Annotated in this window: 14 protein-coding genes; 2 read left to right on the forward strand and 12 right to left on the reverse strand. The window is 38.0% G+C overall.

From position 1 onward, the window contains the following. From Q0A08_RS04680 to Q0A08_RS04715, 8 genes are all read right to left on the reverse strand, one after another. A complete protein-coding gene (locus Q0A08_RS04680; protein WP_438465249.1) occupies positions 1-1,386 on the reverse strand; it encodes a Wadjet anti-phage system protein JetA family protein in 1,386 nt (461 codons plus the stop codon). Between the two features lie 54 nt (positions 1,387-1,440). Further along, the gene (locus tag Q0A08_RS04685) at positions 1,441-1,818 is read right to left on the reverse strand and encodes a sirohydrochlorin chelatase (protein ID WP_438465251.1); all 378 of its coding nucleotides are present in this window, start codon (positions 1,816-1,818) and stop codon (positions 1,441-1,443) included. 131 nt (positions 1,819-1,949) lie between these two features. After that, positions 1,950-2,435: a topoisomerase DNA-binding C4 zinc finger domain-containing protein gene (locus Q0A08_RS04690; RefSeq protein ID WP_438465253.1), complete on the reverse strand. Its 486-nt coding sequence runs from the start codon at positions 2,433-2,435 to the stop codon at positions 1,950-1,952. An 11-nt stretch (positions 2,436-2,446) separates the two neighbouring features. Then, positions 2,447-2,830 (reverse strand): hypothetical protein, encoded by a 384-nt coding sequence (locus tag Q0A08_RS04695; RefSeq protein WP_438465255.1) that lies wholly within the window; start codon positions 2,828-2,830, stop codon positions 2,447-2,449. Between the two features lie 26 nt (positions 2,831-2,856). Next, a complete protein-coding gene (locus Q0A08_RS04700) occupies positions 2,857-3,579 on the reverse strand; it encodes an HAD family hydrolase (protein WP_438465256.1) in 723 nt (240 codons plus the stop codon). Continuing rightward, positions 3,576-4,577 carry a ferrochelatase gene (gene hemH / locus Q0A08_RS04705; protein ID WP_438465258.1) on the reverse strand — a complete coding sequence of 334 codons (1,002 nt, stop codon included), beginning with the start codon at positions 4,575-4,577 and terminating at the stop codon, positions 3,576-3,578. Before hemH ends, Q0A08_RS04700 begins: the two co-directional genes overlap by 4 nt. 129 nt (positions 4,578-4,706) lie before the next feature. Beyond that, on the reverse strand, positions 4,707-5,507 hold the full coding sequence (locus Q0A08_RS04710) for a hypothetical protein (protein WP_438465260.1): 801 nt from the start codon (positions 5,505-5,507) through the stop codon (positions 4,707-4,709). A gap of 64 nt (positions 5,508-5,571) precedes the next feature. Then, positions 5,572-6,507 (reverse strand): chemotaxis protein CheV, encoded by a 936-nt coding sequence (locus tag Q0A08_RS04715; protein ID WP_438465262.1) that lies wholly within the window; start codon positions 6,505-6,507, stop codon positions 5,572-5,574. 115 nt (positions 6,508-6,622) lie between these two features. On the opposite strand from Q0A08_RS04715, the gene Q0A08_RS04720 reads away from it, so the two are divergent. Beyond that, complete coding sequence (locus Q0A08_RS04720; RefSeq protein WP_438465264.1) at positions 6,623-7,813, forward strand: EAL and HDOD domain-containing protein; 1,191 nt, start codon at positions 6,623-6,625, stop codon at positions 7,811-7,813. Continuing rightward, entirely contained in the window at positions 7,813-8,589 is a 777-nt protein-coding gene (locus Q0A08_RS04725; RefSeq protein WP_438465266.1) for a TatD family hydrolase, read from the forward strand. Before Q0A08_RS04720 ends, Q0A08_RS04725 begins: the two co-directional genes overlap by 1 nt. Before the next feature lie 5 nt (positions 8,590-8,594). Here Q0A08_RS04725 and Q0A08_RS04730 read toward each other — a convergent pair whose 3' ends face one another. From Q0A08_RS04730 to Q0A08_RS04745, 4 genes are all read right to left on the reverse strand, one after another. Then, positions 8,595-8,864, reverse strand: coding sequence for a glutaredoxin family protein (locus Q0A08_RS04730; protein WP_438465267.1), 270 nt, complete (start codon positions 8,862-8,864; stop codon positions 8,595-8,597). Then, the gene (locus Q0A08_RS04735; protein WP_063337042.1) at positions 8,857-9,522 is read right to left on the reverse strand and encodes a TetR/AcrR family transcriptional regulator; all 666 of its coding nucleotides are present in this window, start codon (positions 9,520-9,522) and stop codon (positions 8,857-8,859) included. The genes Q0A08_RS04730 and Q0A08_RS04735 overlap by 8 nt, the downstream gene beginning before the upstream one ends. Beyond that, positions 9,500-12,118, reverse strand: a complete 2,619-nt coding sequence (locus tag Q0A08_RS04740) for an EAL domain-containing protein (RefSeq protein WP_438465269.1) — start codon at positions 12,116-12,118, stop codon at positions 9,500-9,502. Before Q0A08_RS04740 ends, Q0A08_RS04735 begins: the two co-directional genes overlap by 23 nt. Before the next feature lie 137 nt (positions 12,119-12,255). Next, on the reverse strand, positions 12,256-14,583 hold the full coding sequence (locus Q0A08_RS04745; protein ID WP_438465270.1) for a DNA polymerase II: 2,328 nt from the start codon (positions 14,581-14,583) through the stop codon (positions 12,256-12,258). Position 14,584: the final 1 nt, after the last annotated feature.

Genomic DNA, 14,584 nt, shown 5'->3' on the forward strand with positions numbered 1-14,584 from the left:
CTATCTCCTGCGAACCACAACAAACTCTCGACACTCAACAAACTGGTGTACATCGAGGTACTGTTCACTAAATTTTATTTCGAATTCATTCTCAATTATTTTGGCATTCACACCCAATGAACCTACGTAGCGCAAATGATCAAAACACACAAAATCTTCAACAGAGTTAATACTAAATTCCGTGATATGTTTTTCTTTTTGCTCCGTCATTTGGCGTTCAAGGTAACTTTGAAGTTTTGCAACGGTCACCTGCCTTGCCTCATGGAAACGCCTTTGAGCATCACGTATCTTAATCGCATTTTCAGAAACATTTGCAGGTGTTACCACTCTTGGCGCTGGGGGCTCTCTACGACGGCTAGGTGTCGCAGCCGATTCCATGCCTAATACTTTAACGCCAACCATTTGCTTTAAAACAGGCACAGACTCATAACGGGCGACATTAGTAATGATATTAGCAATTTTGGTCGCCATACCTGGACGCGAACTATCCATATATCGAGCAGTATCTGCAGCACGCTTTTCGAGACGATATCGATATTCATCGATTCTCTCTAATCTCTGTTCGATATTGTTAAAAGTCTGCAGAATAGCACGGCAATCTTGCTCTACAAGCGCTTGTGCTTTTTCAATCGAGATTAATTGTTGTTCACTATAACACTGCGAAATGGCATACAGATCATCACTGTTTGCTAGAAACTTCTGTACTAACTCTAATATTTGGCGCCTAAAACGAAATGGGTTATTACTTGTTTTAAGCGTTTTATAATCAGCAATTAAGATCCCTTCTACAAATAGTTCAAAAAAACCTGAAACGATTGCCTTTGGGTCACGACTGGCAAAAAGCTCTCTTTGAAGAGAGCGAATACCTAATAAGATTTGGTTAAGGTGCGCCGAGAAGTCACGTGCTGCTGCCGCTGCCTGGTTTAAGGTGACCCCACGCTCTAGAGGTGATAACGCTACTGACTCTAAATTACTTAAAATACTTAAAACTGTTGCGCCATAGTTACGTTTACCATGACGGCTTATTTCCACTAAGGATTTTAAAAGCATGGAGATTTGAGGTGTCATTAAAACACTCACACGGTAAAGCTCTTGCTCTTCAACCAACCAACCAGTGTTAACTAGTCTATGATAAATACGCAGTGCATAATCATGAATAGTTTTAGGGGATTCAAAGGATTCTTTTTGATCTTCTTGCCAGGATAAAATATCTACCTTATGTAAGCTATCTTCAATAGCCTCAATAATGGTCGACTTATCTTTTATTGGGTCTTCTGCGTAATCATAAAAAACATCTGATAAATCAAACAATACAGCTTCAACTAACTGCTTATTTGAGCCACTTAAGGCCTGAAATATCTCATCGGGTAAATGCTTAAAGAGCATATATTGTTATACCTGTGTCAAAACTAGGAAACTTGGTTGAGAGCAAATATACATCTAGCTTTCACCCAGTTGATTTGCAATTACTTGCAACATAGCATCTTGTATTAAGGGGCTATCACCTATTGGTTTAAGCAAATCAATTTTCAACGCATCCGTCTCCAAGGCATTAATCTGGGAAGGAACATCCAATCTTAGGTGCCTACCAACCGCCAAAAAGATAGGTAATACAGCAACATGCTGGCAGTCATCACTTAACCCTGCAATAACCTGCTCTAGTGTTGGCTCGGTTAGCTCCATGAAAGCCAAGCTTGTCTTACCTACCCCATACTCTTCAACCACCCTTTCCTGTAGTGATTGAAATGGTTTTTTCCAAATACTATCTGGACTGCCATGAGCAAGTAAGATCACATGATCATATTTCGTTGAATTCATTAAACACCCTTTTAAATCAAGCTGACATTCTAGCTATCATTAATTAGAAAAAGAAGAAGGTTTTGTAAAAAGGCGCGCTTTAATAGCAATACCAAATAGACTTGTGCATTTTTACAGCAATTTTAACAAAGTTATTTTTTCAATTTGGGTTTACCATCAAAATCATCTAGTGTGTGGCGGCATTTGGGATATTTAATACATCCCCAAAAATATCCTTTTGGACCTTTTTTTTTCACCAGATAGTGCCCGCATTTTCGACAAGGGTATTTTTTTTGAGGCGTAGGGACACCCGCCTCATCCTCGATCGTAACCTTACAATCTGGATAGTTAGTACAACCCCAAAAAACATTGTCTTTGTAAGTGTGTTTTTTTAATGGTGACTGGCAATCAGGACAGAGATACCGCTTCTGACGAACAGGCTTTCCTTCTTCATCAGAGGCAGTGTAATCACAGGCAGGAAAACTACTGCACCCCCAAAATTCGCCTTTTTTACCCTTTCGTTTTTGTAAAAAGGATTGACACTTAGGACATCGATACCTAACACTTGCCTTTTCAACATAGGCGCTATCTTGGTTTACAAATTCGTTTTCCCAAGTCCCACTACTCTTTTTATTCATATTAATAAAATCTAAATAGAGCTATCTAAACTTTGCAGTGACTCTTTTTTAGCAGCATCCAAACAAGCTTTATCTGAAAGATCACATGCAAACTCTTTTAATTTTTGCGAACCATCTTCAGCTAACTTTTTAGATGCGGATCCTATTTCTTTCATTTTATCCCAAAAGGCTTCACCAGTGGCTTCAGCTTTTTCATTCGCTTGATCGCCTAATTCAGCACTTTTATCTAAAATATTTTCACCAATTTCTGCACTTTTTTCTTTGGCGATTTCAAATAGTTCGATCGCCCCTTCTTTGGTTTTATCTAATGCTTTATCAACATCCGTATCGGCGGCATTTATATAAGGAACACTAAAACATAATACTATCAGTGCCATTTCAATCATTCTTTTCATGCCAGACCCTTTTTATCATTTTCTAACTATGTTTTTTTTGCTAACCAAGGCAAAAGTTCAGAGATATTCTCAAATGTTTCGATATCACCATAAGCATTAAGTTCATTGTCATCAACTTGCTCATGGGCCCAAGTACTATGATAGGGAACATGTATTGCCTTAACACCAATATCCAATAATGGTAAAACATCAGAACGCATAGAATTACCTAACATCAAAAATGTTTCTTTTGGTATTTGATATCTAGTTAAAATTTCTTGGTAAGAAGCTGGCTTTTTTTCTGACACTATCTCAATGTAATCAAACAAATCAGCAATACCTGAACGAGCTAGTTTTCCCTCTTGGTCTAAAAGATCCCCCTTCGTAATAACCATGAGTTGATACTTACCTTTCAATACCTTGATAGTATCAACAACATTAGGCAATAGATGTATTGGTGCCGCGACCATGTCTTTTGCCAAGGTAATAATGTTATGAATTTCGTGCCCTCGAATACGCCCTTCAGACAATTCAATGGCGGTTTCAATCATAGACAGAGTAAAACCCTTAATACCATATCCGAACAATGACAGGTTTCTAACCTGAATTTCAGCTAAATGAGACGAGATATAATCTTCATCATGATAGTCTGTCAGCATATTAATGAAGGTTTCTTGTGCCTTCATAAAAATTTCTTCATTACGCCATAAGGTATCATCTGCATCGAATGCAATCGTAGAGATACCAAATTTATTATCTGTTTGGCTCATTTGTCAGGACACCACTGGCTTGAATTTTCCAAAATTAATGAACGATATAATGCCACGTGATCATCATTATCATTTAATGCTGGGATATAGTCATACTTTTCACCACCCGCCTCTTCAAACACCTCTTTTAATTCAAAACAGATCTCTTCAAGCGTTTCTAAGCAGTCAACAGCAAATGCAGGACTAATAACATTTAGTGACTTAATACCATTTTGAGCCAATGTTTTAAGCGTTTCATCAGCATAAGGCTTTAACCACTCCTCACGCCCAAATCTTGATTGATAAGAGTGAGTCCATTGTGACTCATTTAATCCCAACTCTTCTGCGACAAGCTTACTTGTTTCATTGCAATGTTTCTCATAAGGGTCACCATTACTGACATAACGCTTAGGAATACCATGATAAGAGAAAAGCAAATGACGCTGCTCACCTTGAGCTTCCCACTGGTTACGAACACTATTGGCAAGCGCTTTAATATATAAAGGGTGATTAGCGTAATCACGGATAAAGTGAAGTGATGGCCAGTCAGAGCTTTTAGAGAGCGCTTTAAAAACAGCATCATAAACAGCGGCTGTCGTTGTCCCAGAAAACTGTGGATACATAGGTAATATAACCACTTTATCTACTCCTTGCTTGCGCAAGTCATCAAGGCCTTCAGCAATACTGGGGGTTCCATATGTCATAGCATTAACTAACGGTATGTTAAGATTTTCATCATCAAAGTTAGCCCCTACTTTTTGGGCTAATCGCTTACCTAAGACAAGTAGTGGTGAACCATCTTCAAACCAAGCCTTTTTATACAGTTCAGCCACTTTTTTCGGCCTGATATTTAAAATAACTAAATTTAGAATAGGCTTCCAAATTAAGGGATTTAAATCAACAACTCGAGGGTCTGATAAAAACTCTCTAAGGTAGGTTTTAACTGCATTTGCTGTAGGGGCATCAGGCGTACCTAGATTTATAAGTAGCACACCAAAATCTGGTTTATTTTCAGTCATTTAACATCCAGTTTAGAATCAAGTATAGAAATGTGATCAAGCGACTAACACGCACCTGACAAAAATTAATTCATGTATATAATTACAGTTGATTTTATCACGCGTTTTCTATTGGAAACAAGCAGAGGCCTAAGTCATAACACTTCTAAATAAAACAGCCAATAGAAACAGTGCAAGTATGTACTTTAACCAAGCCTGATCTGTTTGATTTTGAGTGTTTTTAATTAAAAAATTTGTCGCATACGCAGCTGCAAACACAAGCACAGAAATAGGCCAACAAATGTAGCCAATCATCCAACTTTCTGTCCACGGGTTCGATTCAACAAAAGACACAGGCAATGTTGGAAAAACAAAACCTAATAAAGCAGGAAAGACAACAAACACACCCAAAGTGGAAAAGTAACCAACACTCTTAGCATCAGCTTTAGAATAAAACACCTTCCCCCACTCATGACCTGACCCTCCTAAGGGCAATGAGAAGAGTGACATATAAACTAGACTATCAATTGCCCTACTTTTAAAAAAGTCAGCTCTATCTAGAAATGGCCCTATTATCAAAAATGAAGCAAATAGTGCCAAAAACAAACTATAGAGGTAATAGGTATAGATAGAAGGAATAACACCTAATATTTGTGCAATTAAAATTGAGCTCAAACTTATCCGAGTTGCGTACTTGGAGACTAACGAAAAATCACCTTTAAATGATCTTGCTGCCGATACAAATGACATAACGCTAAAGGGTAAATTTGCAGCTAAACTTGATGCAATTAAAATTATCAATAAATCCTCAACGTTTGCCGGTAAAAGACTTTCAAAACCAATTAATCCAGGTATAACTATGAACGACAAGCTCACTTTGTTTAGCTTTTGATATACGCCTGCTATTACTGCAAGCACTAGAATCAAAGGCAATAACCACAATAAATCCAAACGTTTCTCCAGCACAAAAAATAAGGCAGCCAAAGCTGCCTTATTAATTTACATTTATATAAAATTAGTCACGACTTACAACATCTCTAATTCTATCTTGCACGATAGCCGCTAATTTATCTGGTTGGAATTTAGACAAATAATCATCACAACCCACCTTTTGCACCATGGCTTTATTAAAGCTACCACTCAACGAGGTATGCAAAACAATATAGAGATCTTTAAGTCTTGGGTCATCACGCACTTCTTTTGTTAAACGATAACCATCCATTTCAGGCATTTCTGCATCTGTAATCATCATTAAAAGCTTATTAGGCACATCTTCATTTTCTGCAGCCCACTTCTTAAGAATTTCCAGACCTTTTTTACCATCTGTCGCCGTATGAACCTTAATACCCAAAGAGTCTAAGGTGATTTGACACTGATGAAGACCAACGGAGGAATCATCAACGACCAACACTTCAAGCCCTTTAGCCAAGGAAAGAAGGTCTTTATCAATAATTTCATCGCTGATACGACTGTCATAAGGTGAAATTTCAGCTAATACTTTTTCAACATCAATAATCTCAACAATACGCTCATTTACTTTGGTTATTGCAGTCAGGTAGTTCTGACGCCCAACACCATCAGGTGGTGGCAAAATTTCATTCCAGTTCATGTTGATAATGCGATCAACCTCACCAACCATAAACCCTTGTATAGAATTGTTGTATTCAGACACAATCAAATTACAAGTCTGTTCATTGGAAAGCGGACGTAAGCCTATCGCCTGTGATAAATCAATGACTGGAATCGTTTTACCACGAAAATGAGTAACCCCGCCTACAGAAGGATGACGTTGCGGCATTAGATTAAGTTTAGGTAGCTGCACTACCTCTTGTACTTTAAACACATTGATTGCAAAAAGTTGCATTCCATTGAGGCGAAACATGAGCAACTCTAATCTATTTTCCCCTACAAGTTGCGTCCTCTGATCTACGGCTTCTAACATTCCCGCCATGCGTTACTCCAAAGTTATTAAATCTAGCATTGTGTTTATTATAAACATGATATTGAATTGCGTAAGCTGTTACAGTACTTATTTAGCTATTGACCACTATATTTGAGACATTTTCATGCAAGAACAATCCGTGCTGCTTGCACGACAAGCCATTTTAAATAGAAAAGGACATATTGAAGCCTATTCAATCCTTTACCCAGACAATAAACTTTCTGATTTAGAAAGTAGTAACAACCTTTTACACGCTTTAATCACGGACCTTGATCTTGATATTGTAACTAATAACACGAAAGCATTCATTGACATTAGCATTGATGTGTTATTAAAGCCGCCCGCATTTTCCTTAGATAATTATGTACTTTTTTTCAGTGCGCCGTCACCCTTTCCAGACAGTCTAATCGAACATATCGCATTATTACATGAAGATGGCTACAAACTCGGTTTAATCAATGCGACTCCAGACTCTGTCCCTCTTGGTATCATGCCTTACATTAGCTATGTAAAATTTAACCTTAAGGAAATGGGTTTACGCAACACTATCAAACTTCTAGATGACCCTTTCTATAAAGACGTCTGCTTGCTCGCAAACCAAATCAATTTAAGCCAGCATAATGACGCCGCTCAGCAGATTCCTAAGATAACTCTCTTTTCAGGTAACTTCCATACTGCAAAAGAAGATATTCAAGGCAAAAAAACACACTTGTATAAAGCACTTGTAATCGAGTTCCTCGCGAAAGTAAATGAAAGCAATAGCAACATTACCGATCTAGCCGCCATTATTGAAAAAGATGCAACGCTCGCTTATAAAATCATGAAACTAACGAAACGGGCACCAAGCTATCAGAACTTCCAGGTTTCAAGCGTACAAAGAGCACTTGAAGTTATTGGACTCAGGGATGTGATGAAGTGGTTTAGCATGGCTGTTTTTAATGCTATCGATGGTAAACCTGACTGCTTATGTCAAATGGCACTAACTAGAGCAATGTTTTGCCAGCTGGTGGCTAAAAAACTTTACCCTAACGAGGCTCATGCATTTATCGTTGGGCTTTTCTCTTACCTTCCTTCCTTTTTCGGTGAGAGCATAGAGCAACTCTTAAATGACATTCCTCTAGATAAAAACCTTTCTGTTGCATTAACTCAGTTCAAAGGGCCTTTAGGTAACATATTGAAAATTGTACAGCAGTACGAAAGGGGCCAATGGGACAGCCTTCCGCTAGAAGCCCTATCGCAAGCAGGCCTAGACCAAGCGCAAATGAAAACGCTTTACATAGAAAGTATAAAACAAGCAAAAGAGTTACAATTTTAATGATTGATATAGGCGTCAACCTAACCCACCCATCATTACTCACTAACGTTGAGCAAAACATACTTGATTGGCAAGAGGCTGGTGTTAGCAATATCATCGCAATAGCATCTAACATAGAAGAAAGCGAACAACTATCAAGTCTTATACAAAAGCTTAAAGGCATTCACACTACTCTGGGTTGCCACCCTCATCACGCAGATTCTTGGACTCATGAGTCTAAGGGGCAACTTCTAGCTCTTTTTAAAACCTGCGCCAAAGCCGTTGCAATAGGTGAAACAGGGCTAGACTTCAATCGCAATTACTCAAGCCAAGAAAATCAAATAAGAGCCTTTAATGAACAAATTAACCTAGCCCAAGAAGTTAATTTACCTTTATACCTACACGAAAGAGATGCTGAAGACACATTAATTAGCATCTTGAATACACACTTCGATCATGAGATTAATGGGGTTCTGCATTGCTTTACAGCAGATAAAAACACATTAAAGCGCTATCTAGACTTAGGGCTCTATATTGGTGTAACAGGCTGGGTTTGTGATGAAAGAAGAGGACAAGACCTACAAGAAGCAATCAAATATATCCCTCAAGATAGAATTTTGATCGAAACTGATGCGCCTTATTTATTGCCAAGAACGTTAAGACCAAGGCCAAAGAAAAATCACCCTAAGTTTTTGCCTCATATAGCAGAACAAATCGCACTTATCCTTAATATCCAAGAAAAGGAATTAATTAGAATGAGTCGCTCAAATACAGAAAGATTATTTTGCTTGAACTAATCAAATCAGAGCAAATAACGTCTTTTGGGAGAGTGTTGACGCCAGACTTCCTGAATATCACTCGCTTCAAACGGCCAATTTAACTCATAACTCCCCATTTTCATAACAGGAATACGAGTTGCCATAGCATTTATTAAACTTTCGTCTTCAACAATATCTATTTGTTTTATTGAAACCCCCTTAGGAAGAGTGGCTCTCCCTAAGGCAAGAGCGTCATCACAAAGATGACACCCTAAAGTTCCGTATAAAACAACGTCTGGTAACGCTTTATGCATAGTCATTTTTAGTTTGATTAAGTGATAATACAGACACAGGTAAAGTGTAAAGTGGCGTACAAGGGCACACTTTTTTAGCTGCATCTTTCGAAATAGTAGGAGGTACACCTACAAGCCTTAATACGAGCTCAGCACAGCTTACCGCAATTTCTTGGCCTCTATCCTGATTCTCTAATGCTTGCCTTAACAAGCCAAACATGCCTTTTTCAACGAAATCCACAACAACCTCATCAACCTCAATAGAGAAAAGGCCTTTAGCTTTACCCGCTTGCAAAATTGGCGATAAAAGCTGATCAACACCAGGCTCAAGACGATCAGAGAACTCAGTACCACCTAAAATATACTGAGCCCACACAGCTTTTGAATTTGCCAGTTCAAAAAAGTATTTAATAAGCAAAGTTAATTGCGAAACTGGATCCATTTCAACTTTTAATAAAGCATCAAGATCGTGATATAAAACATCACTCAATACTTTTTTAAGATCATCAAGCGCAGCATCTTTACTGTCAAAATAGTTGTAGAAAGTGCCAATACTAACATTTGCCAGTTTAGCAATGTCCTGAACCCCCACTTCGTTCCAGTTGGATTGTAAGATCATAGTTTGCGCAGACATGCGTAATCTATCTAGTGTTAGTTCACGTTTCATAGGTGATTTCATGTTTTGTTCCAATAATATTCCGTTTATTGTCATATCCTTTGTACCACAATCCAAAGTCTGTCTCTGACATAGGTTTTGCAAAATAAAAACCTTGGCAAAGTTGGCAGCCATAACCTGCAAGCTGTTCAGCCATTTCGAGACTTTCAACACCTTCTGCTATCACTTCCATATTCAAAGCCTTACCTAGCATTACCGCTGCTTCGACGAGACTCGCATTGTGTTGTGCCTTGTCATCCTTAACTAAAAATCCTTTGTCAATTTTCAATTCAGTAAAAGGCAACTCTTTAAGATATACTAAAGATGAATAACCCGTTCCAAAGTCATCCAGCGCCATTTTAACCCCCAAGTCCAAAAGATCCTCAAGGGCATTACGACTTTTTTCTATATCACCAATGATAGCAGTTTCTGTCACCTCAAAAGTAACTAACCTTGGTGGAACACGATATTTCTCAATAATACTTGAGACTTCTTGTATCAAAAATTCATCGGATAGGTTTCTAGCAGATAAATTTATTGATATCGCAATCTCCTGACCAGTTTCTTGATAAAACCTTTGATAAAAAGCACAAGACTCTTTTACTACAAACGCAGTCAAAGGAGTAATTAGTCGACACTGTTCAGCAATAGGCACAAATACATCAGGGGGAATCCATCCATATTCGTCATCCTTCCAACGAACCAAGGCCTCTACACCAAATAAACTCCCATTATGGGTATTTACCTGAGGCTGAAATGCGAGCTGCAATTGATTCTGATCTAATGCCATTTTCAATTTAGACATTATAATCCCTGTTAATTCAGGGTCTTGGCCTAATTTGTTATGGTAATGTAACACTTTTAAACGCCTTTGTGATGCTTCTTTAGAAGCAACTTGCGCACGCCTTATTACACGGTCTACCTTTTCAGCGTCATGCAGTTTACTGACACCGATGGTTAATTCAATATCTAAAAACATATTCTCATAATTAAATGGACCACTTAGACTATTATGCAACCAATTCAGCTCATCACTAATGTCATACTCTTTTGGGCTAATTAAAATTAGACATAAATCTAATGAGTCCAATACAACTGCCCTATCTTGACTCCATTGATAATCAAGTTTCAGGTATTGAGATTTACTCCCTAATAGTCGCCTCACCCTATCGTGCAATTCATGCACCATAGCTTCTGCAACTTGCTGGCCAAAAGACAACACTTGACCATAATAGCCTTCAAAATGAATCAACACGGCACTTGCACTATGATCAGAAGGAACTTCAGCACTCAACTTAGGCCAGTTCGCTAATAACACATCTTTCTTAGGCAAATGAGATACAGAATCATGGGTTGCTTGAAACAGCATATGCTTTTCAATATGCACTCTTTGCTCTGCTTCTTTATGGCTTTGCAAAGTCGCCTCAATACGGGCTTGCCTTTCGCTTTCAAAGCGACACACCATGGCTGTCGTTAGAAAGAAAACTTCCAACACAGAAGCAATCATATTTGCGTTATTAACAATAGGGGTTGATGGCAGTACACCAAAAACACCAAGCACAACAACACTTACACCAACGGCCATAACAAACCAAGCCATTGCAAAGTAAAGCTCTCCTCTAAGTCGACTTTTGTTTTTATTGCAAAAATCAACCGCTAAGAACAAGCAGAAAAGATTAGTAAATAAAATAAAGATTCCGCTTATTTTACTTAAAGGCATGTACCATTGTGGTACAAGTGAAATCAGCAATCCAATCATGGCCAGCATTTTAAGCACATCGGATAGTACTTTAATTCTGCTATTTTCAAGTCTGATATAGCGACACACAAACACCAATTGAAAATATATCAGAGTATAAGAGAATAAATTGGTGGAGACTTGATTCCACTCAGGTGACCCAGGCCAAAGCCAACGAAACAGTAAACCATGCAAATTAAGCGTGAGCCCTAAACTGGCTAATACATACACACCATAAAGCAAATAATTTTTATCACCACTAATAGCGACAATGATAAGGCTCATTAAAATCATTAAGCCCATATACCCAGCAAAAGCGCCAGAATAAAGATTCTCTGCTGCCTCAGCCTGAATTAAATCTTCATATTGTTCAAAATAAAGCGGCACCTTCAAGGTGCCGCTACTCTTTACTCTGATATATATGATTGAGCCTTGCGATTGCATATCAATTGGAAATGCAAAGTTCGACACTTTAACTAGTCTATTGTCAAAAGGACGGGCGTCACCCGTTTCTATTTTTAGCACCTCACCTTCTTTCATCACTTGAAAAAAATCAATTTCGTCAAGCAATGAATAGTTAACAACTAAAAACTGACCTTTTTTTATCTGTTTTATAAGAGGTAACTTAATCCAGTGAGATGCGGTTGAATAACCAAAAGAAAGGGAATTAGATTTTTGCGATAGGTTTTGCCAACTAGTTTGAGGCAAATTTAAAATATCATGAAAAGATAAGGCTTCATTTTGTGAGATGTACACTTGATAATTTGAAGCATACTCGATATTTGATTTACTAATTCTTTGCTCATTCACCGCCCAGACCAAAACTAAAACAGCAAATAGAGAAAACGCCAATAACGCTACTCGTACGTTAGCAAATGTCATTCCTTTGTCACCAAGTTATTACCTTCAATGCAATCTATCTCAGTTTTGAAGCGTTAATCAATCTTTTTATCAAATTTATGGCAAATAACGCTCTCATATCTTGCATAACTAAATAGAATATAAACGTTTTACATCAATCATAACAAACCCAGTTGGGGCGTTGTCAAACTCGCTAAAGTGGTACCAAATAAAGATAAAACACTATCAGCAATAGGTTCGACCTGCTTTTCTAAGTAATGATCATAATCAATATTTTCCAAATCATTCTCTTCTATAAAGGGTTGTACACCCTGAACTGAATAAAAATATTGGATACTTTGTCGACCCAAAGAAAATTCAGGTTTTACCCCTAACTGTATGCGCCTTTGATCTGCAATTTTTGCGGCTCTAACATGAGGCGGTGTTACTTTTGTATATTCACTTAGTGGCCTTGAAAGACGCTTTTGATATACAAGCTGATTATCATATTTACCCTGATAAAGTTCTTCTACGACTTGCTTAACAAAAGATATGGGGGATTCATCATTGAAAATTCGCTTAAATAAGGCTTTCTGAAAATAACGAGCAAATGGCGTCCAATCACTTCTGACCGCCTCCAGCCCTTTAAATATAAGCTCATCGTTAGCAAGACCTGCATAGCGTTTCTTACTACCTTCAACCTGCCCCCTAATCGTCGGCATAAAAAAACGTTGATAGATTCTTTCAAATTCAAGTTCTAAATGACAGTCAATTTGGTAATTATCACGACATAGTGAGACCCACATCTTATTTATGTTTTCGCATAAGACATCACCTTTGTACCTAACCTCATTAGAGGTTAAATTCACATCATCAAAAGTAACAAATAACGAATCCGTATCTCCGTATATGACTTTGGCCCCATCCTGTTCAAACCATTTTCTTGTTTGATTTAGAATCTCATGCCCTCGCATAGTGATAGAGCTAGCAAGTTCGGGGTGATAAAAACGACATAGATTTGAGCCTAATACCCCATAAAACGAATTCATTATAATTTTAATGGCATAACTTAAAATATCATTACCCGTTGCTTTTGCCTCCTCCCGCGCTGCCGCCAACTCACTGATTAAGTTAGGCAATATAGGGGCATCTTTCGAATAACTTGCACCAAGAAACCCCTCCACCCTTTGATCTGATTGTTTAACCCTCGCCAAAGGATCTACCAAAAAAGTACGAATAATACTGGGGTACAGACTCTTAAAATCAAATACCAATACATTTTTATATAACCCAGGTACGGATGACATAACAAAGCCACCAGGACTCGCAATAAAGGGATCTTTTGAGTAATTAGGAGCCGCTCGACCTTGCTGGTGCAGCAAAGGTAGATATTGATTTTCAAATGCCTGAACCGAACCACCGGTTTGTGAGAATGGAATACCAGTGAGATCAACTCGTGTTTGCTGTAGCTCAATTAAATTAAGTTTTTTAAAAATCCCCAAAACTAAACGACAATCTTGCAAATTATACTCAATAAAACTCGCCTGATCCTCTTGATGCAACCTTTCTATTTCTTGCCAACGCTGACTACCATGAATCAATTTACCGTCATCTAAAATCTCACGACTGACATTTTCAAGACTGTATGAATCAAAGTGATAACCCGCCACCTTTAGGAGATCAATCCCATCAAGTACAGCCCTTCCAGGAATACGAATAAAGCGCCTCGAAGAGCCTTCTTTACCTCTCATATTCCAGTTCAGGCCATCAACCCCAAAGCCTGGCTTTAAACCATAATAAAGACATCTTTGATCAATGAAATTTAAATCGAACCCAACAAGGTTCCAACCAATAATAATATCGGGAGAGTAATGTTTCTGAAACCGCATAAACTCAAGCAACAAGGATTTTTCGTCACTACAAGAAAAGACTCTTTCATCCTCAAAATGCTGGTCTGACAGAATAAAACAGACTTCATATTCCTCACAGACAATCGCAATTGAGAGTATGCAATTGCGTGAGACGGACGTTTCAATATCTAGCGACCAAATAAGCCAATTTGGTTCGTATACTCCAGGTAATAGTCGCGCTTGGCTTAATGTCTTTTTATCATCAGACAAACATCCAAGCATTTTAACTCGCCCCTTAATACCTCGCTCCATGATATATCTATCTTCAGGCCTTACATCATGTTCGTAGTAAGCAAGTTTATTTTTCTCGAGCAAAAGGATAACCTGAGATTGAACTTGTAAGCTTTCACAAGAAATAAGGTAAAGAGGTTCTTCTGAAAAAGATAAATATGATTGCTGTATCATATTGATACAAGGAAGCCCTTCCAATAAGGGCAAAGCAAGAGCGGAAACAAAGAAAATGCATTGCTGCTTTTCAGGAATGACTTTCAAACAAACCGCATCCGTTTTAACCCAAAATGCGGTTTCTATTTTATTGGCTACATCCTTACTCTGGCGAGTTAAGATGTAACCACTAATTTCTGTTAACTCAGGCATG

The organism is Marinomonas sp. PE14-40, assembly GCF_051623805.1.
Taxonomy (GTDB): domain Bacteria; phylum Pseudomonadota; class Gammaproteobacteria; order Pseudomonadales; family Marinomonadaceae; genus Marinomonas.